Here is a 20,301-nt window from a genome sequence, read left to right as displayed (position 1 = left end):
TACGGTTATGCAATCAAGAGCCTTACCGAGACGCCTAACGGCACCTACATGCGCCAGACGAAAGAGGCTGGCCCTGTTTATGAAGCGACTGCCGGTCTGGCGGTAAAAGGCAAGACGACTCTCGTTAACAGCGAAGGCCGTATTGTAACGCAGCACATCATGGAACGCGCGGACGCCGACCAACAGCGTGCAGCAATCACGGCCCTGGTCGCCGCATTAAAAGAAGATTTGCCCCGCGTTTCGATTATGCCTGCGCCAAAGGGTTGTCGCGAGGATCTGTTGAATCAGTTCACGATCACTGACAACCATTTCGGAATGATGTCGTGGCGCGAAGAAACTGGCAGCGATTACGATCTGCGGATTGCCGAGCAGCTATTACTCGATTGGTTCTCTGCGGCTGTGGCACAGGCTCCCGACGCTCACACGACCATTCTGGCGCAGTTGGGCGACCTTATGCATCACGATGCGCTTGAAAGCGTCACGCCTGCCCACAAGCATGTTCTGGACGCTGACAGCCGACTGCAGAAAGTTATTCGCATTGTGATCCGCACGATCCGCCGTATTATTGATATGCTGTTGCAGAAGCACGAGCGCGTTCATGTCGTGATGGCTTCGGGGAATCACGACCCGGCCTCTTCTGCATGGCTGCGTGAAATGCTGGCCGTTATGTACGAGAACGAGCCGCGCATCACTGTCGATAACTCCCCTTCGCTTTATTACGCCTTCGAGTGGGGTAGCACGATGCTTGCCTATCACCATGGTCACAAGCGAGGTGTTGGGAATATCGAGGGCACGATTGCAGGCATGTTCCGTGGAATGTTTGGCCGCTCACTGCAAGCCTATGTGCATATTGGTCACCGACACAGCGACGACGCTCGAAAAGGCACGCTGATGTATGTCGAGCAGCATGAAACCCTCGCAGCACCAGACGCTTATGCCGCTGGCGGCGGGTGGCTGTCAGGCCGATCAGCAAAGCGGATTACCTACAGCAAGCAATTCGGTGAAGTCGGTCGCGATATTCTCCGGCCTGAGATGGTCGCAGGGAAGTATGCGGCGGCTAATGATAATGTGGCAAGCCAGAGGAGGGTGGTGTAAGTTGAAAAAAATACTCCTCCCCATTTATAACAATGGGGAGTGTGAAGTTTAAATGAATAGAAGTATTATTTTTATGATAATGTAGATGAGATTTAGTATGGTTGTAAGTAAGTTAATGTAAAACATCTTTTTCTCCTTTCTACTTTTATTTATGAAAAGAGAGTCTGTGATATTTACGTAATATGATTATTTTTTAATGACAAATTGTCGCACTGTAACGCCGCCCACCAAGCGGCGTTTCACCACAACACGAGGAGAGCATATGCTTGAAGAAGCAGAAGACAAAGCCGCACGTGCGGCTGTTGAAGGGCGGCCCACAGCAGAGCCGGCTACGCGCATTACATTCGGCGCCAACGGCATCGCACTAAGCACTAGAGATGAGCACGGCATCTGGCATGACGTGCCGTGGGTAATCAATCTCGCTCCCGTCAAGCAACCTGCCGATCTCGTCATAATCGAGAGTCCTTACAACGAATATGTGGAGGCCAACACAGCATATGCGCGGGCTTGCCTCTTAGACAGCCTGCGGCGAGGCGAAGCGCCGATTGCCAACCATTTGCTGCACACGCAAGTGCTGGACGATATGCAGCCAGATGAGCGGTTGTTGGGGATTGAGGCTGGCCTTGCCTGGTATCGGGTGGCAACAAAATGCGTTGTTTACACTGATCGTGGTATCAGCGGAGGAATGAAGATGGGCGTAGCACGCGCTGAACAGCACAGCGTTGCCATTGAGTATCGAAGCATTGAGGCGAGGGCAGCAGGAGTAGCACATGAGCAATCTTGAAACAGCAATTGCAGTAGCGGCAGCAGCGCACATGGACCAGAAGAGCGACAACGGCGATCCGTACATTATGCATCCACTGCGCGTTATGATGGCTCAGGAGACGCGCGAAACGCAGATCCTCGCTGTTATGCACGACATGATCGAGCACACGAACACTTCCTTGAACGATGTCTATTCGTTTGGCTTTGACGACGACATTGTGCTGGCCTTGAACGCAATTACGCGTCGCGATGACGAAGACTATTTCGTCTACGTAAAGCGCGCCTGCTCTAATCCCATTGCACGGCCGGTGAAGATCGCTGATCTGCGGGACAACCTACGCACCTATCGCGACGATGAGGAACACCGAGTTCGCTACGCCGCTGCTCTGGAAATGCTCGGGGAGGCTCCATGAACCATTTCCACGTTGGCCAAAAAGTGGTCTGCATCGATTCAGTCGTTGGCTTTGAGCAATACCTTGAGGTGAAAGAAGGCGAAATTTACGAGATCGCGTGGATTGGTCCATTCGAGCATTATATTCATGGCACTTACATCGGTGTGCGGCTTAAGGGCGTCGATCGCGGAACTTGCCCACAGTTTGGTTACGACAACCCACCTTTTGCAGCTAGTCGATTCCGCCCACTTGTAGAGGATAAGTTGTCAGCACTGCGTGGCTTGCTGGCTGGTGGGCCTTTGAGCGAGAAGTTCGAAGAACCAAAGCGTAAGGTGAGGGAGGAAGTGTGATGGTGCCAGACGCTAGGATTGATCGTGAGATTGCGCGCGGAGAGTTGGATAGACCAAAGCAGCCCATGCCAAAGCCTGTGCATTTAACTGATCTTGGCCTTCGATCCGTTAGCGCGATCAAATCCGACGGCGGATCGACCAGCTATTACGAGCTGCCTGAAGGCGCGAGCGAGCTGAACGACCTTATCGAGCACAAAGGCATGTCCTTTGCGCTCGGCAACATCTTTAAGGCTTGCTACCGTTTCGGCGAGAAGGACGCGGCCAGCCGTCTTTATGATTTGAACAAGATCATTTTCTTTGCTGAGAGATTGAAGGCGATCGAACAGCGAGCAGCATAAACAACAACCGCCCTTCGGGGCGGTTTTTATTTGCTCATTCCATATCGGGAATTTCGCCATATTGGAAAATAATGGCTGGAGGTCCATATTCGCCAATGTCCGGATCGGCCTCTCTACTCCATGCTACGACCCCTGCATGTTTTCCTTCCAGCGTAAGAGCTGACTTCATGGCGCGGCCTTCCGTTTCAAAGGCTATAGGGTCAAATGCTGGAATCAGATCACCGTCATCGTTTTTATCAAAAGCCGCAACCACGATCAGTCGAGCAGCTGCCATTCAATTCACTTTCCCTCGGTGTTGAGATCAAGCTCCGCATTGTCTTTCGACGAGTTAGCAGATTTCTTTTTAGAAGCTTTCCCTTTCCCCACTTTGGGTTCCGGTTGACGGTCGGGTGAGCTTGTAAACTTGATTGCCATGGATCTCTTTATATACCTCTTAATACGAATGTTCCTAAAATGTTCTGGCATGCAGGATATGTCAAGGGTCAAAACTCGTCACTCTACGACAAGTCTTTCCCACTCAGACGATTCGAATACTTTACCGCCATGTCGGCGCATGAATACACTCCTGCTGCGCTCGTCCGAAAAGCTAAACACGCAGAAATGTATCCCGGCCTTTCTGGCCATGTGGTGTATCGAATGCGCTCCGAGGCGGTCCGCGTCTCTATGGACTGATCGGCGCTCAAACTTGAGCGCATACGATTCTGGCAGCGCCACCTGGAAGCGATAATCAGAAATCTGGTTGAGCAGCGGTTTCATCTCGTAAACACCGTCGGTTTCCAGCCACGTGAAAACCCAAGAGACATGGCGAGGCTGGCGTACTCAATTTCTTTGATGAGGAAATCCCGGTCTTTCAACAGCGCTTCCATAGCGGCGCGCATATCGCCTTTGTGATAGGCGAGAACCAATTCAATCTCATCGTCGTAATTCTCAGCGACAGCATTCATGACGTTCTCCTGCTTGTTTATTACCACCGCCAATGTTCTTGTTATGTTCTAACTAACGCCGGGAGTCAATGCCTGAGGGCCATCAATTTGCCGCCGTTACCCCAAGCGTTACCCCGATGATGAAAACCGAGCCTTTGCTTACAGCGCTATTTTCTAAGCATTTGAATTTTCAGTGAAAAATGGTGCCGCTTAGCAGACTCGAACTGCTGACCCCATCATTACGAATGATGTGCTCTACCAACTGAGCTAAAGCGGCCCGGAACCATGGTTCCAAAACTCCCGAGGGAATACCGATCTGTTTGTGACCGAACGGTGCGCTGATAACCAAAACCATAGAGGAAAGCAAGGTCCAAAACGCATATTCTTCACGTTTGTTCGGACCAGTTGGAAACAAAGCCTCCGGTATGGGTCACAGGAGGCTTTGTTGTCATTACGGATGGTGTGCGTCTGGGCAGATGCGGTTGCGAGCTTGCTTGTATTCCTGCGCCAGACGATCAACGAGCTTTGCTGCAGGTGCAATTTCCTTAATTGCACCGATACCCTGTCCACACCCCCAAATGTCTTTCCAGGCTTTCGAGCCTTCCTGTTGGACTTTGTCGAAGTCCATCTTGGATGGGTCAGCCTCCGGCAGATGATCAGGGTCGAGGCCAGATTTAGCGATTGATGGTTTGAGGTAGTTCCCTGCAATTCCGGTAAAGTAGTTGGAATAGACGATATCAGCAGCGTTCGATTCAACGATCATTTGTTTGTAATCTTCAGAAGCGCGGGCTTCCGTCGTGGCAATGAACGGTGAGCCAATATAGGCAAGGTCTGCGCCCATGGCCTGTGCCGCGAGAACTGCGCCACCATTGGCGATTGCACCGGAAAGAAGCAGGGGGCCGTCGAACCATTCACGAATTTCCTGAATGAGTGCGAAGGGTGAGAGCGCACCTGCATGGCCGCCCGCGCCTGCGGCAACAGCGATGAGGCCATCCGCACCTTTGCGGATCGCAGAGTTGGCATGGCGATTGTTGATAACGTCATGCAGAACAATGCCGCCGTACGAATGGATCGCGGCATTGACTTCAGGAACCGCCCCCAGGGAAGAGATGACTATGGGAACTTTGTATTTCACGCATAGTCCAAGGTCGTGTTCGAGACGCTTGTTGGAACGGTGCACGATCTGGTTAACTGCAAAAGGGGCGGCCGGGCGCTCAGGATTCGCGGCATCGTAGGCAGCGAGATCTTCGGTAATCTCGGCTAGCCACTCGTCCAACTGCGCTTCGGGACGCGCATTGAGTGCCGGAAATGAGCCGACGACGCCTGCTTTGCATTGCGCCAGCACCAAAGCCGGATTGGAAATGATAAACAGTGGCGCTCCGACCACGGGAATGCGCAGCCTGTTTTTCAAAGTATCCGGCAATGCCATTTCATCCTCCAAAAAATTGACGTTTCCGTAAACGTAATATTTCTAGCATGGCTTTTGCTAACAGCAACACGAAAAATTACTGCAAAAATTCGAGGCAGTATGAGAGCTTATTCGAAGGCCATTTTGACAAAGGTCCGGGGAAAATGAGGTTTAAAGTTAATATTTGGTATCTTTGACAGTTGCTGCGGGTAGCCAAAATGGGTCTAGAACAGGTAAATGCCTTGATTCAGACGTTAATTTCGCTGAGGCTCATTTAACCGGCTGTGCCCGACGAGCCCAGCCCATAGACGCAACCAAGGAAGAGCAGCCCTTTGGAAAGTATCGAACGCGCAATCAGAAATGCATTCGCAAAGTCGGATGCGCATAATCCGGTCACCCGTCAGCGCATTTATGAAGCGGCTTGGGGTGCACACGAGCGCGCGTTGACCGCCAATGCTGCCCTTAGTGAAGATCAGAAGCAGCAGCGACGTCAAAAGATCAAGGATGCTATTTCAGAGATCGAGGCTGAGTTTAAGTCTGGTTCTGCGGCGAGCGCTAAGCGGGAACCGTCGCTGGGCGTACCAGAATCCTCAGACCCTGTTTTGGGCGAAGGTGCTTACGAAGCTGGTCCTGCGCTAGACACAGCAGATATTCGCGCGACCTCGAAAAAGAAAAAGCGTGGCTCTGCCGATCTGGGTTATGAAGCAGGCGTCTCCCGCAAGGATCGTAAGAAAAAGCGTCGCTCACCGCTTATCAGCGTTGGTATCCCGGTAATGGTTATCGTTATTCTGGGGCTGATTGGTTTCTCGCTTTACAACAGTTTTGCGGATTTTACGCGCGGCAATGGTTCAAGTCCGCTTTTGACGGATAATCGCATGGCGCCGATTAAAGAAGGTGAAGATCCGGAAGGACGTACCTGGATCAACATTTTCACGCCGACGGATGCTACGCGCATGTCAGTGCAGGGTGGCGCGACTGCTGAAATCATGCGTGAAGGCACCAACAGTTTTGCTCGGGTTCAGTCGAAGGACCCAAATGACAGTGTCACGTTTGATGTGGGCGAAGGTGTGTTGAACCAGCTTATGGGCAAAAAGGCGACCTTTGATATTGTTGCCCGCAGCGATGATGGCAAGCCCACGCAGATGTCGGTTAACTGTGATTTTGGGGGTCTCGGCGATTGCGGGCGCAGACGTTATGACGTTCGTGATTCCGTGAATGATTTTCTGTTCGATCAGGATTTTCAGGCGGGCCAGTCTGCCGGTCGCGCGGGCAAGATCACAATCAATTCTGATCTCAGTGGCGCAGGCAAGCCCGTTGATATTTTTGCAATTCGTGTAACCACTGCGGCTGAATAATCAGCTCAGCAGCTTTTCCAGCGTTTCAAGCCGGTCCGCTTCGCGGGGCGGCTTGTCCCAGCGTAGCCGTGAAAACCGCGGAAAGCGCATGGCGACACCCGATTTATGGCGCGTGGAGCGGTTGAGACCCTCGAAAGCAACTTCCACCACCAGCCCATGATCGGGCTCGGCGCGGACCGATCGCACCGGGCCGAAGCGCTCCGTGGTGTTCTCGCGCACAAACTTGTCCAGCAGCTTCAGTTCATCGTCCGTGAAGCCGAAATAGGCTTTGCCAACCGGCACCAGCATTGGCTCGTCTTCCGGTCCTGTCCAGACGGCAAAGGTGAAGTCTGAATAATAGCTGGAGCGCTTGCCGTGTCCACGCTGGGCATAGACGATCACGGCATCGACGGTGAAAGGATCGCGCTTCCATTTGAACCAAGGCCCTTTCGGGCGTCCGGGCAGGTAAGTGCTGTCGTGGCGCTTTAGCATCACGCCTTCGATGACGGGATGGGGTGGATTGGCGCGAAACTGCGCCAGTTCCTGAAAGTCAGCGAAAGGCAGCACCGGCGAAAGATCGAACCGGCGGGGGTCGAGCTTGCCGACGAATTTTTGCAGGCGGGCACGGCGTTCGGAAAAGGGCAGGGGGCGCAGGTCTTCTCCGGTCTGCTGGTTCCCTTCCTGCAATAAATCATAGGCCCGTACGAAAGCCGGATAGTCGTGTAATTGCTTCACGCTCACGGTCTTGCGGTTCAGTCTTTGCTGCAGATCGGAAAACGTGGCGGTTTCTATGCCGGTTTCGCCGTGATGACCGACGAGCAGTTCGCCGTCGATGGCACCTTCGAAATCCATAGCCTCCAGAATGTCCGGGAATGCGCCGGAAATATCGTCACCGGTGCGTGAATAGAGACGGCGCACGCCGTTTTCCGCAACGGCCTGAACCCGAATGCCGTCCCACTTCCACTCGGCACTGTAGGCGGATGCGTCGAGCGAGGGGATTTCAGTTTCATTAAGCGCTGTCGCCAGCATGACGGGGCGAAACGGCGCGGCTGCGGTGGCAGCAGGCTTTTCACCACGGCCTTCCAGCCAGGCGAAAAGCACCTCATAGGGTGGTGACTGGCCGTGCCAGAGTTCCTCAATTTCCACAATATCGACGCCGCCGACATCAGCGAGAGCCTGTTTGGCAAGGCGAGCGGAAACACCGACACGCAAGCCGCCGGTTACGAGCTTTAATAGTGCGTAGCGTTCAGAAATGCCAAGCAGATCGAGCCATCCGGCCACGAGCATCGGGCCTTCGCGGCGCGAGGCATTCTGCAATTCGTGAACCACGATCCCAAGTGGCAGATTTGCGCCGGGCGCGGTTTCACTGGGGCCGGGCCAGATGAGCGAAATCGTTTCGGCGAGGTCTCCCACATAATCATAGGAATAGGCAAAGAGCGTGGGATCGATGCGCTCGGCTATCAGTGCGCGCAGCATGGCGGGCTTCACGCTTTGCAGTTCGAGATCGCGCGTGATTGCCGCCAATGCCAGACCGCGATCCGGGTCGGGAGTAGCGCGGAAATAGTCAACAAGCAGACGAAGCTTGCCGTTGCGCTGCGGCGTCAGAACCAGCCGGTCAAGAAGTTCAGCGAAAGCACGCATCAATCGCCCTCATCTTCATAGCCGATGAGATGCAGCGGCTTGGCCGGTATGTTCTGCAGCTCGCACCAGCGAACAAGCGCTTCCTCGCGCCCATGTGTGACCCACACTTCGGCGGGTGCAATTTCCGTAATTGTCGCCGTCAGTTCATCCCAGTCGCAATGGTCGGAAATGATGAGTGGCAGTTCAACGCCCTGTTGCTTGGCGCGCTGGCGGATGCGCATCCAGCCGGAGGCGAAGGCCGAAATAGGATCGGGAAAACGCCGCGCCCAGCGGTCGGAAAAAGCCGATGGAGGACCGACGATGATCTTGCCTGCAAAATCCGGCTGCGCTTCGTCACGTTCCAGCGTTGCCGGTTCAAGCGGACCGAGATCGATGCCTTGTGACTGGTAATAATCGCAGATCTTTTCCAGTACTCCGTGAATATAGATCGGTTCCGAGTAGCCTGCATTGCGTATGAGTTTGATAACCCGCTGCGCCTTGCCCAGCGAATAAGCGCCGACGAGGTGCGCGCGTTCAGGAAATTGCCGGATTGATTTGAGAAGCGTCGCGATCTCGTGCGACGCATCCGGGTGACGAAATACCGGCAGCGCAAAGGTTGCTTCGGTGATGAAGACATCACAGGCGACCGGCTCAAAAGGTGCGCAGGTTGGATCGGCTGCGCGCTTGTAATCGCCCGAAGCGACAATGCGGGTTCCGTCCTTCTCCACTGCGATCTGGGCCGAACCGAGCACATGGCCCGCACCATGAAAACCGACCCGTACACCATTGATCGTCAGGGTTTCACCGAGGCCTATCGGTTGCGTGGTTTCGGCGAAGTTTGCGCCGTAGCGTAGCGCCATGATGTCGAGCGTTTCGGGCGTTGCCAGTACATGGGTGTGGCCCGAGCGGGCATGATCGGAATGTCCGTGCGTGATGAGCGCGCGTTCCACCGGACGCACGGGGTCGATGTAGAAATCGCCGGGCGGGCAATAAAGACCTTTGGGAGAGGAGCAGAGAAGCTGGTTGAAACGCATGGTTTGAAGATAGGTCACGAAGTTCGCCCCGAAAAGAGAGGTAGCTTGCGTCTGCTGACAAAATGAGAACAAAAGTGAACAAACACCTTGGCGACTTGCCTTGCTGCGATTAGATTGACGGCGTGACACTGAACCTGAAACCCGCCGCCGCATCTGCCGCTTTTCCCTTGCCGGACCGTTTTCTCGAATGGTTTGCGGCCAAGGGCTGGTCGCCGCGCGCGCATCAGCTTGAGCTTCTGGCCCGTGCCGAACAGGGACAGTCCACGCTTCTGATTGCGCCCACCGGCGCGGGCAAGACGCTGGCCGGGTTTCTGCCTGCATTGGTGGATCTGGAAAAACGTGGGCGCTTAAAGCCCGGCTTGGCGAAGCGTGGAGTTCACACGCTTTATATCTCGCCGCTGAAGGCTCTGGCCGTTGATATCCATCGCAATCTGACGGTGCCGGTTGAGGAAATGGGTCTCGACATAACTATTGAGACACGGACCGGCGATACGCCCGCACACAAACGCCAGCGGCAGAAGCTGGTACCGCCGGATATTCTGCTGACCACACCGGAGCAGCTTGCACTGTTGATCGCATCCAAAGGTGCGGAACAGTTCTTCAAGGGGCTGCGCTATGTGGTGCTGGACGAATTGCACTCGCTGGTGATTTCGAAGCGCGGGCATTTGCTGGCGCTGGGGCTGGCGCGGCTGCGCCGCCTGCAACCGCAATTGCAGACCATCGGCCTTTCCGCAACGGTGGCTGAGCCCGATGAACTGCGCCGCTGGCTGGTTGAACAGGACGGCACCGGGCCGATGGCCGGACTTGTGACGGTGGACGGCGGCGCCAAGCCGGAAATCAGCATTCTCGAATCCGACGAACGGGTGCCATGGTCAGGCCATTCGTCACGCTATGCCATTCCTGACATCTACGAGGCGATCCGCCAGCACCGCACGACGCTTTTATTCGTCAATACGCGCAGTCAGGCGGAGATGCTGTTTCAGGAACTCTGGCGGGTCAATGAGGACACGCTGCCCATCGCGCTGCATCATGGTTCGCTTGATGCCAGCCAGCGCCGCAAGGTTGAGCAGGCGATGGCCGCCAACACATTGCGGGCAGTGGTCGCGACTTCGACGCTTGATCTGGGGATCGACTGGGGCGATGTCGATCTGGTCATTCATGTCGGCGCACCGAAAGGGGCCAGCCGCCTTGCGCAGCGCATCGGCCGCGCCAATCACCGTATGGACGAGCCAAGCCGGGCCATTCTTGTGCCCGCCAATCGCTTCGAGGTGATGGAGTGCCGTGCCGCACTCGACGCCAATTATCTGGGCGCGCAGGATACGCCACCTCTGATTGACGGGGCGCTGGATGTGCTGGCGCAACACGTGCTTGGCATGGCCTGTGCCGAACCATTCAATGCCGATCAGCTTTATCGTGAAGTGCAGAGCGCTGCACCCTATTCGAACCTTCCGCGAGACACATTCAACCGCATTCTGGATTTCGTTGCGACTGGCGGCTACGCGCTCAAGACCTATGAGCGGTTTGCGAAAATCCGTAAGACCGTGGACGGCACGTGGCGGGTCTCCAATCCGCGCATTGCGCAGCAATATCGGCTCAACATCGGCACGATTGTCGAAGCGCCAGAGTTGAATGTGCGGCTTACTCGTGGCGGCAAGGGCGGAAATGCACGCGGCGGACGTGTTCTGGGGCGGATCGAAGAATATTTTCTCGAAACGCTGACACCGGGCGATACTTTCCTTTTTGCTGGCAAGGTGCTGCGGTTTGAGGGCATCCGCGAGAACGAATGCATCGCCTCCAATGCTGCCGGGCAGGATGCCAAGATTCCTGTCTATGCAGGCGGCAAGTTTCCGCTTTCCACCTATCTTGCCGCGCAGGTGCGCGCGATGCTCGCTGACCGCACACGCCGGCAGTTTTTGCCGGAACAGGTGCGGGAATGGCTGGAGGTACAGCAATGGAAATCCGTGCTGCCAGCAACGGACGAGCTGCTGATCGAAACCTTTCCGCGTGGCAATCGCTTCTACATGGTCGCCTATCCGTTCGAGGGCAGGCTGGCACACCAGACGCTCGGCATGTTGCTGACTCGTCGTCTGGAACGCATGGGCGCACATCCGCTTGGCTTTGTCGCGACCGATTATTCGCTGGGGCTCTGGGGCCTCAAGGATATGGGCGCGATGATCGGCACTGGAAAGCTCAATCTCACCCGCCTGTTCGACGAGGATATGCTGGGGGACGATCTCGAAGCCTGGCTCGATGAAAGCTATCTTCTGAAACGCACTTTCCGCAATTGTGCCGTAATTTCAGGGCTTATCGAGCGCCGTCATCCGGGACAGGAGAAAACAGGCCGTCAGGTTACGGTTTCCACCGACCTGATCTATGACGTGCTGCGGACCCATGAGCCGGACCACATATTGCTGCAGGCGACACGCGCGGATGCCGCGACCGGGCTTCTGGATATCAAGCGTCTTGGCGACATGCTGGCGCGCGTGAAAGGTCATCTCCTGCACAAGCCGCTCGACAGGATTTCACCGCTGGCGCTGCCTGTGATGCTGGAAATCGGGCGTGAGCGTGTGGCAGGAGAGGGCGATGAAAAGCTGCTTGAAGAGGCCGCAGACGATCTGATCAGAGAGGCGATGCAATGAAGACTGCCGTGTTGGGCAATGGAGAGGCCTACAGTCTGGCTCATGCGGAAGTGCGTGGCGTTGCGGCTGTGTGCGATCCATCCGGTGCACTGTTCCTGCCTGATCTCCATATGCTCATCGTCTCAGACCTGCATCTGGAAAAAGGTTCATCCTTTGCCCGGCGCGGCCAGCTCATCCCGCCTTATGACACAGCAGCGACGCTCGACATGCTGGCGCTGGCCATCGCGCGTTATCAGCCGCGAACCGTCATCAGCCTTGGCGACAGTTTTCACGATGCGACGGCCAGCCAACGCCTGCCGTCGCTTTATGCCATCCGGCTGAAGTCGCTGATGGAGCATCGTGACTGGTTCTGGATCACCGGCAATCACGATCCTGATCGCCCGGTCGACCTACCGGGCGATTGTGTGGAGGAACTGGCAGTAGGGCCGCTTGTTTTCCGGCATGAACCATCGCGCAAGGCCGGGCAGGGTGAGATTGCAGGTCACCTTCATCCGGCGGCCCGTATCGTGCGACGTGATCGGTCGGTGCGCCGCCCTTGTTTTGTAAGCGACGGGGAAAGGCTCATCATGCCTGCTTTCGGAGCCTATACGGGTGCGCTGAATATTCTGGATCGCGCCTTTCGGGGGCTGTTCACGGACGAGACCCTGCGCGCCTATATGCTGGGACAGGGTAAGGTTTACCCGATTGCGCGCGGCGCGCTGGTGGGCGGCTAATCTTTTTTGAATAAAACACGTCCGGCCCAGCCGGTGAAGACAGCCAGGAACACCGCGAACAAGCCGTAATAGAAGCTGTATTTGTGCGCGGCGTCATAGATGCTTTGCTCGACACTGGCCTTCACGATTTCAAGGCTGGCATTAGCTTCGCGCAGAAAGACACCGTTACGGAACAAAAGAGCTCGGGCGCGATGGCGGCCGACTGGCACATTGGCTGACAAGTTCAGCGTTGCGCGAAACAATGTGCGCGAGATAAATTCCACACTGCCGATACGCTGACTGTAAAGACCTTGCCGTATTTTCATCTCGCGCAACTCGTCGCCGAATTTCAGAATATTGCCCGACAGGCTGGCCGGGTCTTCGGGCCTCAGATAAAAATTGCGCACACCAACAGAAAGCTGGCGGTAGATCTTATCGTCCGCAATGTCCTGCAAGTTGCGTGTCGAAGCTAACGAGTAAGAAAGTGGGACGCCAAGGAAGGTTTCAGAATCTGCATTCACCCAGACGCCCAGATAGCGTTGTTTTTTGCGTACGACCAGATCGCGCGCCGGCCCTTGCAGAACGACGATGATGTCGTAGCGTCCCTGCCGCTGGATCATTGGATCAGCATTATCCAGCGCGCCGAAGATTGTGAGATCGGTGCCACCAAAATTGGAAGTAATGGCAATCGTCTCGGTTGAAAGACCAATCTCGATGGTTTCTTCAGCAGGATTTTGCAGCTGCGGCACCCCATTGCCATCGCCACTTGAATTGATCTGCGCTGATGCCGGGGCTGCTGCAAAGCAGAGAAGAAAAACGGATATGAGCGTGAGTTTCCTCATGTCACATATCCGCTATTGTGATCGAAAAAAGATTATCCGGTCGTACAAAAAGGCCGAACGCAAGACGCAGGCCTACGGCGAGAACCAGCAAGGCAAGCAACAGGCGCAGCTGTTCACCACGCAATTTCTGGCCTGCACGCGCACCGTATTGTGCACCAATCACACCACCGAGCATCAGGAGAAATGCCAGCACGATATCGATGGACTGATTGGTTGTTGCCTGCATCACAGTCGTGAATGCCGTGACGAACGTGATCTGAAACAGCGATGTGCCGACAACCACATTGGTCGGAACGTGTAGCAGATAGATGAGCGCCGGCACCATGATAAAGCCGCCACCAACACCCATCACCGATGACAAAAGGCCGATGAAAAAGCCGATGCCGAGAACCGGAATGATGCTGACATAGATGGTGGATGCGCGGAACCGCATCTTGAACGGCAGCTTATGAATCCACGTGTGCTGCCCCGGACGGCGGATCGCACCTGCCTGTCCTTTTTTAACACGGCGCAGTGCACGCACGCTTTCAACCAGCATCAGCCCGCCGACTGTGCCGAGGAAGAAGACATAAAGGATGGAAACGATCAGATCGAGCTGGCCTAAGTCGCGCAACCATGAGAACACGAAAATACCGAGCAGCGATCCGACTATACCGCCTGCGACCAGAAACAGGCCAAGCTTGATGTCGAGGGTTCGCCGCTTGAAATGCGCAAGCGCACCAGACACCGACGAGGCGATGACCTGATTGGCGCCGGTGGCCACGGCAATGGCTGGTGGAATGTTATAAAAGATCAGCAAAGGTGTGATCAGAAATCCACCGCCAACACCGAACAATCCAGAAAGAAAGCCAACGGCAGCGCCCATGCCGAGCAGAACCAGCATGTTGACCGATAATTCCGCAATGGGAAGGTAAATACCCAATTCCGAACCCGGTTTCTGTAACGCACAACACGCAGGCCAATGCGGTCGCGCCATGCCGCAAGGTCTGTCTCAAGTCTTTAGAGCGGATTTCGATTTCGCTGAAGCGATCGACGCTCTAATCGTTTGTTTTAACGCGCATCTTAGTTCTGAAACCGTTTCACACTTTTCAGAATGCGCCCTAAAGGTCTTGCTCTCTCAAACAAGGGAAGTCAAACCCCGATTGAGAATAGAGTTACTTTGAACGATAATGAGAAAAGAAAATGGCACATTGTTGTTTGTAAACAACAATGTGCGTCTGGCCAAGCCATAAAACCTTCATATTCGGAACGACGCTCGACCTATTTACTCTTGCGTGTCTTGTTCGAAAGCCATTCACCCTTTTCGGGATATGCTCTGGCTATTCGTATGAGCCTTGCCGGTTGCTCAGCACAATATTGATGTGCTCCTTCGGGGTTATGATCGAATGTGACGAAGATGGATAGAATTGCGCCTTGATCGCAATTGGGTCCGATATTTTATTATCGATGAGGCTGCCGTTTTTTATCACATAAAGATATGGATTGGTGATGCTTGCGCTGTAGGCGCCTGCAAACTTACTTCCGGATGTGAGACCGAACGATGTCGTTGCATCAGAATAATAGTGCCCATTCGTTATGGCCCACTCTTCTGCCGGGCTGGAGCGCGCCATGGAAGTTTTTTTGCCATCTGGTGTTGAGAAATTGAGATTGAACGACAGCGCTATGTAAATGTTTTTTAGCTCTGAGTTCCCGGAAACAACTTTGAACAGCGACTTGTATGGATGGAATTCTTCAGCAGGAATGAGGTGGCTATCCAATGAGGATATTTCAAAATCAATCGCGTCCCCCTGAAAGCCTTTGATATCCTTGTCCAGTGCAAGGGGTATTTTGGCAATTACGCCATTTTCCATCTCGTTATTAACATGCAAAAGCATCACATGGCCCCCTGGTTTTATTGATTAAATAATAAGCGGCGGCAATTGGATTCAAGCTGTTACTTCTCGCAGAAAGTAAACTCGTTGATGGAAGATTTTACAGCCTTTGGTGCCGTTGACACTTCCGGAAATCTTTGCAATTCGCAGGGGCACAGCGCGGCAGGAGGATTGTGCCATGATGAGATACGGTATTCTGGCTCTTACGGCATTTATCCCATTGCCTGCCATGGCGAATTGCATTCCGCCTTGGCAGACGCAATTTGCGTGCAATATTCCTGAGCGCAATGCGCGTGCAGAATTCTGCCGTATCGCTGACCCAAAGGCCCATCCGGATAAAAAAGAAGCATATTATAATTATGTGATCGGAACGAAGCCGTCAGAACTCTATTTCGAAACCAATTCCACATGGTTTTCGACAAAAGACACAAATATCGATCACCCAACCGATATGACGATGGCACTCGGTTATGCGCGTGGTGACTACGTCTATGCGTTTGTTGTGACTGAAGATAAGCGCAATGCAGACGGTATCAGAGATGCCGAAGTGCGTGTCTATTCATCGACGGACAAATTTACCAACGACACCAAAGACAACGAGACCGCAAAATTATACTGCGATCCCGCATCAATTATCGCAGATCAGGACAGCATCAGGCCTTGACCTGACGCCTACTTGTTCTTCTCGAGCAGGAGCTGTACGAGCTGTTGATTGACTTCGCCCGTCGGCTCTTGCCCGTGGGCCTTCTGAATTTCAGCGATGGCGTTGCGGGTCTTGTTGCCCATCACACCATCTGCGGTTCCAACTTCATAACCATTCTTCTGTAGGATGAGCTGGATGTTACGAACGGCCTTCTTCATATCGACTGAGGCAGTAGTGACTGGTTTCTCATCAGACCAGCCCTCGGGTATGTCGGCTAAATTGGCTTCCTGATTGAGTGGCTTAGCCTTCCAGAGTTCCACGCTGCCCTTGGCGCGTTCAAGCTGCTGAGGTTTCAGTGCTTCGCCTATCTGATCACGCTTTTCGGCTGCATCCTTGTCGCCAGCTTTGGCCGCAAGTGCAAACCACTTGTAGCTTTCTTCAAGGTTCACCTGCATTCCGAGACCCTTGGCGGCCAGAATGCCGAGATTATACTGGCTATCCTTGACGCCGAGCTCTGCAGCTTCGGTAAACCAGCGCACGGCAGATGCATTGTCGGGTGTACCATTGGCACCCGATGCAAAAAGCACCGCCAGATTATGCATGGCGCTGGCATTGCCCTGTTTTGCTGCCTGCTGATACCAGTCAACTGCTTGTGTGAGATTGCGGGGCATGCCGAGCCCCTTCTCATTGAAATTGCCCATGCGATAAAGAGCTGGTGCAAAGCCCTTTTCAGCTGACTTCTCAAACCACTTTGCAGCTTCTGCCAGGTTTTCCTGAACGCCACGGCCTTCCATATAGCGATTGCCGATTTCAAACAGTGCACGAGAGTCACCGGTCATTGCGGCTTCGCGCAATGCTGTGGGGCCTGCTTCGACCGGCACTTCGGTTACAGTGGTTTCCGGTTCTTCAGCCGGTGTCGTATCGGCAATTGTTGGCTCTTGAGGTGCCGGAGTTGGCATCGGTGCATTCAGATTGCTTTCCTGCTGCGGCTTGGCAATCTCTGTCTCAGGTACAACCACTTCCGGCATTGGCTGCACTTTAGGTGCTGGCAATGCTTCATTTGCGGGAGCGATAGACGCAGTCGTTCCATTGTCGATTGCCGCAGCTTCTGTCTTTGCGGAAAGCTCTGCCTGTTGATTGAGTTCGAGGAATACCGAGCCTGCCTGCAAGCCAGCAATTGCCAGCATCACAGCACCAATCGCCAGCAGAATAGGTTTGCGCTGGCGGTTGAAAAGATCGCTGATCGATCCTTTCTTCTTCTCAGGAGCCTTTTCTGATTGCTGTTCAAGCCTGGTTGCTTCCTCGGCCGCTTGCTGCGCAGTGCGACGTGCAACGCTGATCAGATCGGCCTTGCCGCTTGTTTCAGCTTTCGTGCCTTCGTGCTGACTGCGTTCTTCGCGAACACGCTTCATGATCGTATTGAGGTCAAGCACGCTGTCATTGTCAGGCTGAACGGAATCCAGTGAAGCACTCAGTTCCGGCTCTTGACGCGTCTTAGGTGTCAGCTTTGCGAGTTTCTCATCGGTATTCGGTGCATCAACGACAGGCTTTGCGTGTTTTTCGACTGTCTGAGGAGCAAGGTTCGGAAACGCTTGCGGTGCGGCAGAGTATGGATTTGCGACTGCCTTGACTTTTGGGTGTGCCTGCGGGAGATGCGGCTGTGTATCGATCTGCTGTTCGAGGTTTGCAAGCCGATCAACGACTTTAACGAGTGTCTCGTGAACAGCCTCAAATGTCTTGCCATTCCGCTCGTCAGCATTACGGGCAAGGGCCTCAAGCGATTTCATATCATTGGCAAGCTGTAGTGCAATCGCAGTATCATGTTGCGAGCCATGCTTGAGGACACGGGCAACAGCAGTTTCAGCGGCTTCGCGAGCCGCGTCCAGGACCGTTTCGCGGTTGTCTGAAATCGAACGCTCGATTGCATCGAGGCGCGGCTTGATTTCCGCAAATTCGGCTGATGGCTTGGCCAGTTGACGTGCGAGATTTGCAATCTGGCTTTCGAGACCGCGAATGGCCTCGCTTTCTGCAAGCGCGATTTCTTCCGGTTGCGGCGTTTGCAAAAGACTCAGCGATATCTGTTGCGAAATATCGTCCAGACGACCTTCGAGTGTGTGAAGCATACCACCTTCTGCGTAGTGGCTTGCATATTGCGCATCAAGGCGCTTGGTCAGTTCCTTGAAACGATTATCAACCTTCTCAAAAAGTGCAGGATTTGGCTCGCTGGCCCATTTTTCAGCAGCAGCGATCTTCTGGTCGATTGCTTCCAAACGGGCATCGACGTGGTGATAATCGGACTGGTTCAGGCTTTCCATAACCTTGCCAACCTGATGGGCAAGGAGATTGATCTGCTGTGCCAGCTGGTCGATTGCCTGTTCAGGCAAACGCGATCCTTCGCTTAGAGCGTCGATGCGCTGTGACAATTCACCAAGGCGGCGGAATAGTGTGTCGGCATTTTGTTCAGCAACAGAGCTGTCAAGTTGCTGTGTCAGCTCGTTGAGACGACGTTCGATGCGCTCCAGACGAAGTGCTTCTTCATGATCTGAAATCTGATGGCGGCTGGCTGCAATCAGAGCGCGACTGATTTCATCCAGGCGGCTATCGATCTGGCGCAACGCACTGTCGTCAGAAAATGACGCGCCCGGCGCTTCGCCCCGTTCCGCAAAGCGCGGTGCAAAAACCGGGGCCGATCGCGTGTTATGCTGTTCGGCCTTATTTTGTTCATCACTCAGACGGCGCAGATGTTCAGCAATTTCTGCGAGACCTTCAATGCGCCTGTCGGTTTGCTGTGGTTCCACAGCGCGGGGGCGAGGAGCAGCACTGCCAAGCTGACCCAGGCGCTTTTCCAATTCTGCCAATGTGTTGTGCAGCTCGTTCATAGCGCTCGACTTTGGTGCCGCAGGCGTATGGCGCTCACGCAGGGCGTTGAGTTCATCTATGATAGAGCGTGAACCGGGTGCCTGATGAGTGTTTGCCATGTGAAATTCACTTTTCCAAAAATTAGAAGCTAGCCGAAAGCCGAATTCACGAACGAGTCGAAGCCATGTTTACTGAGGCTATATTCTTACAATCGTGGTAAATAAGTCGTTAAAATCTATTGCTGATTGCATAAAAACGGCCTCCTTTGGGGAGGCCGCTGTGGCGTTAAGTTTTTGGAAAAATAGACACTATTCGGTTGCGAGCACCGCACGTGGACGCAAAGTGAGGGCAAGTGCCAGAAAGATCAGGCAGGCAATGGTAACGAATACCGGCAGGCCGTGGGTCAAATATTGCTGAGCGATTCCCGCAAAGAGTGGGCCGATCAATGCACCAACACCCCACATCAGGCCCATGCTGGCATAAATCCCAACCAATTGGGCACCTTTGAACTGACTGCCGACCACGCTCAGCATGATTGTATAAATACCGACGAAAGCACCACCCCACACAAACAGCAGCGTATAGGTGAGCCATGGCAGAGTAAGAGCCCATGGCCAGACGGCTGCACCTGCGGCTGAAAGGGCAGCGAGAATGATGAGCAGGCTCTGACGGCTCATTCGATCTCCCAGAAAGCCAATGGGAATCTGCAGAACGATTGCACCGAACATCATGACGGACATGAGCTGCGTTGCCTGGTTTTCGCTCCAGCCGAGATCGACTGCATAGAGCGGCAGAAATGACAGGCCAGCCGATTCAATGGCAGCATTCAACACGGTTGCTGCGAGTGCGACGGGCGCAAGTGCCAAATAATGCAGCGGGCTTCCATGTGGTTTGTCGGTAATCGGCGGCGCGCTGACTTTGGGGCTTGCAATCAAAAGTGCCGCTATGATCGCAAGGGCAGAGCCGATCAGATAAGGCAGAAACCCGCTTGATCCGACCAATGAGAGGATTAATGGCCCAAGCGCGAAGCCGAGTGACAGGGCGGCTGTGTAAATGCCCATGGTCTTGGAGCGGTTTTCGTCCGTACTCAGCGAATTGAGCCAGGTTTCCGAAACGACGAACAATGTTTCTGATGCTGCCCCCAGCAATATACGCAGTGGGAACCAAAGCCAGATCAATGGTATTGCGGGAAACAAACCGAGAAGCAGGGCCGCAGCGGCGAGGGCTACGATCACCAGCAAGCGCATGCCGAGCAATGCACTGAGGCGCGGAAGCAAAAAGGCCATGCAAAGCACACCGACTGCATGCATTGCCGCGTTTGCGCCGATAATTGCTTCGCTGAACCCCATTTCATCCAGGTCGAGCGCGATGAGCGCAGCGCTGAGACTATATGTCAGGCCGAAGATCATTGCAGTACTCGTGACGGCAGTGCGGGAGAAAATGACGTTGGAAGGGGTTTGTTCTGTGGTCACAGCTATGATCCGAAGAGCTTGATA

The 20,301-nt window shown here is 54.2% G+C and carries 19 protein-coding genes and 1 tRNA gene; 9 read left to right on the top strand and 11 right to left on the bottom strand.

Features of this window, described 5'->3' with window-relative positions; genetic code table 11:
* The first annotated feature begins 48 nt into the window (after positions 1-48).
* From ACSME1_RS18690 to ACSME1_RS18670, 5 genes are all read left to right on the top strand, one after another.
* Positions 49-1,095, top strand: a complete 1,047-nt coding sequence (locus tag ACSME1_RS18690; RefSeq protein ID WP_435655189.1) for an oxidoreductase — start codon at positions 49-51, stop codon at positions 1,093-1,095.
* A 262-nt stretch (positions 1,096-1,357) separates the two neighbouring features.
* A complete protein-coding gene (locus ACSME1_RS18685) occupies positions 1,358-1,879 on the top strand; it encodes a DUF7768 domain-containing protein (protein ID WP_435655188.1) in 522 nt (173 codons plus the stop codon).
* Positions 1,866-2,273, top strand: a complete 408-nt coding sequence (locus ACSME1_RS18680) for a GTP pyrophosphokinase (protein WP_248126159.1) — start codon at positions 1,866-1,868, stop codon at positions 2,271-2,273. The genes ACSME1_RS18685 and ACSME1_RS18680 overlap by 14 nt, the downstream gene beginning before the upstream one ends.
* The gene (locus tag ACSME1_RS18675; protein ID WP_435655187.1) at positions 2,270-2,602 is read left to right on the top strand and encodes a hypothetical protein; all 333 of its coding nucleotides are present in this window, start codon (positions 2,270-2,272) and stop codon (positions 2,600-2,602) included. Before ACSME1_RS18680 ends, ACSME1_RS18675 begins: the two co-directional genes overlap by 4 nt.
* Positions 2,602-2,940 carry a hypothetical protein gene (locus ACSME1_RS18670; protein ID WP_435655186.1) on the top strand — a complete coding sequence of 113 codons (339 nt, stop codon included), beginning with the start codon at positions 2,602-2,604 and terminating at the stop codon, positions 2,938-2,940. The genes ACSME1_RS18675 and ACSME1_RS18670 overlap by 1 nt, the downstream gene beginning before the upstream one ends.
* A gap of 34 nt (positions 2,941-2,974) precedes the next feature.
* Here ACSME1_RS18670 and ACSME1_RS18665 read toward each other — a convergent pair whose 3' ends face one another.
* The 4 genes from ACSME1_RS18665 to ACSME1_RS18650 form a co-directional block, all read right to left on the bottom strand.
* A complete protein-coding gene (locus ACSME1_RS18665) occupies positions 2,975-3,214 on the bottom strand; it encodes a hypothetical protein (protein ID WP_435655185.1) in 240 nt (79 codons plus the stop codon).
* 478 nt (positions 3,215-3,692) lie between these two features.
* A complete protein-coding gene (locus ACSME1_RS18660) occupies positions 3,693-3,884 on the bottom strand; it encodes a hypothetical protein (protein WP_100557140.1) in 192 nt (63 codons plus the stop codon).
* A 180-nt stretch (positions 3,885-4,064) separates the two neighbouring features.
* Positions 4,065-4,140, bottom strand: a tRNA-Thr gene (locus ACSME1_RS18655).
* A 174-nt stretch (positions 4,141-4,314) separates the two neighbouring features.
* Positions 4,315-5,292, bottom strand: coding sequence for an NAD(P)H-dependent flavin oxidoreductase (locus tag ACSME1_RS18650; protein ID WP_435655184.1), 978 nt, complete (start codon positions 5,290-5,292; stop codon positions 4,315-4,317).
* A gap of 311 nt (positions 5,293-5,603) precedes the next feature.
* Between ACSME1_RS18650 and ACSME1_RS18645 the strand changes: the two genes are divergently transcribed.
* Positions 5,604-6,626, top strand: a complete 1,023-nt coding sequence (locus tag ACSME1_RS18645; protein ID WP_435655183.1) for a hypothetical protein — start codon at positions 5,604-5,606, stop codon at positions 6,624-6,626.
* Here ACSME1_RS18645 and ACSME1_RS18640 read toward each other — a convergent pair whose 3' ends face one another.
* Both ACSME1_RS18640 and ACSME1_RS18635 read right to left on the bottom strand, forming a co-directional pair.
* The gene (locus ACSME1_RS18640; protein WP_435655182.1) at positions 6,627-8,246 is read right to left on the bottom strand and encodes a cisplatin damage response ATP-dependent DNA ligase; all 1,620 of its coding nucleotides are present in this window, start codon (positions 8,244-8,246) and stop codon (positions 6,627-6,629) included.
* Positions 8,246-9,259, bottom strand: coding sequence for a ligase-associated DNA damage response exonuclease (locus ACSME1_RS18635; RefSeq protein ID WP_435655464.1), 1,014 nt, complete (start codon positions 9,257-9,259; stop codon positions 8,246-8,248). The genes ACSME1_RS18640 and ACSME1_RS18635 overlap by 1 nt, the downstream gene beginning before the upstream one ends.
* 122 nt (positions 9,260-9,381) lie before the next feature.
* Between ACSME1_RS18635 and ACSME1_RS18630 the strand changes: the two genes are divergently transcribed.
* On the top strand, positions 9,382-11,898 hold the full coding sequence (locus ACSME1_RS18630) for a ligase-associated DNA damage response DEXH box helicase (protein ID WP_435655181.1): 2,517 nt from the start codon (positions 9,382-9,384) through the stop codon (positions 11,896-11,898).
* Positions 11,895-12,611, top strand: a complete 717-nt coding sequence (pdeM, locus tag ACSME1_RS18625; protein ID WP_435655180.1) for a ligase-associated DNA damage response endonuclease PdeM — start codon at positions 11,895-11,897, stop codon at positions 12,609-12,611. Before ACSME1_RS18630 ends, pdeM begins: the two co-directional genes overlap by 4 nt.
* Here pdeM and ACSME1_RS18620 read toward each other — a convergent pair.
* The 3 genes from ACSME1_RS18620 to ACSME1_RS18610 all read right to left on the bottom strand — a co-directional run bounded on the left by ACSME1_RS18620 (position 12,608) and on the right by ACSME1_RS18610 (position 15,306).
* On the bottom strand, positions 12,608-13,432 hold the full coding sequence (locus ACSME1_RS18620; protein ID WP_024896832.1) for a TIGR02186 family protein: 825 nt from the start codon (positions 13,430-13,432) through the stop codon (positions 12,608-12,610). The genes pdeM and ACSME1_RS18620 overlap by 4 nt on opposite strands.
* Before the next feature lies 1 nt (position 13,433).
* The gene (locus tag ACSME1_RS18615; RefSeq protein WP_024896833.1) at positions 13,434-14,315 is read right to left on the bottom strand and encodes a sulfite exporter TauE/SafE family protein; all 882 of its coding nucleotides are present in this window, start codon (positions 14,313-14,315) and stop codon (positions 13,434-13,436) included.
* Between the two features lie 436 nt (positions 14,316-14,751).
* Positions 14,752-15,306 (bottom strand): hypothetical protein, encoded by a 555-nt coding sequence (locus ACSME1_RS18610; protein WP_435655179.1) that lies wholly within the window; start codon positions 15,304-15,306, stop codon positions 14,752-14,754.
* 175 nt (positions 15,307-15,481) lie between these two features.
* On the opposite strand from ACSME1_RS18610, the gene ACSME1_RS18605 reads away from it, so the two are divergent.
* The gene (locus ACSME1_RS18605; RefSeq protein ID WP_435655178.1) at positions 15,482-15,967 is read left to right on the top strand and encodes a hypothetical protein; all 486 of its coding nucleotides are present in this window, start codon (positions 15,482-15,484) and stop codon (positions 15,965-15,967) included.
* A gap of 8 nt (positions 15,968-15,975) precedes the next feature.
* Here the strand turns inward: ACSME1_RS18605 and ACSME1_RS18600 are convergent, their stop codons facing one another.
* A complete protein-coding gene (locus tag ACSME1_RS18600; protein ID WP_435655177.1) occupies positions 15,976-18,924 on the bottom strand; it encodes a peptidoglycan-binding protein in 2,949 nt (982 codons plus the stop codon).
* A 189-nt stretch (positions 18,925-19,113) separates the two neighbouring features.
* Positions 19,114-20,277 carry an MFS transporter gene (locus ACSME1_RS18595; protein ID WP_435655176.1) on the bottom strand — a complete coding sequence of 388 codons (1,164 nt, stop codon included), beginning with the start codon at positions 20,275-20,277 and terminating at the stop codon, positions 19,114-19,116.
* Between the last annotated feature and the right edge of the window lie 24 nt (positions 20,278-20,301).

Origin of the sequence: Brucella pituitosa, from assembly GCF_965577835.1 — a bacterium.
GTDB classification, from domain to species: Bacteria; Pseudomonadota; Alphaproteobacteria; order Rhizobiales; family Rhizobiaceae; genus Brucella; species Brucella pituitosa.
This window is presented reverse-complemented; position numbering and strand designations above follow the sequence as displayed.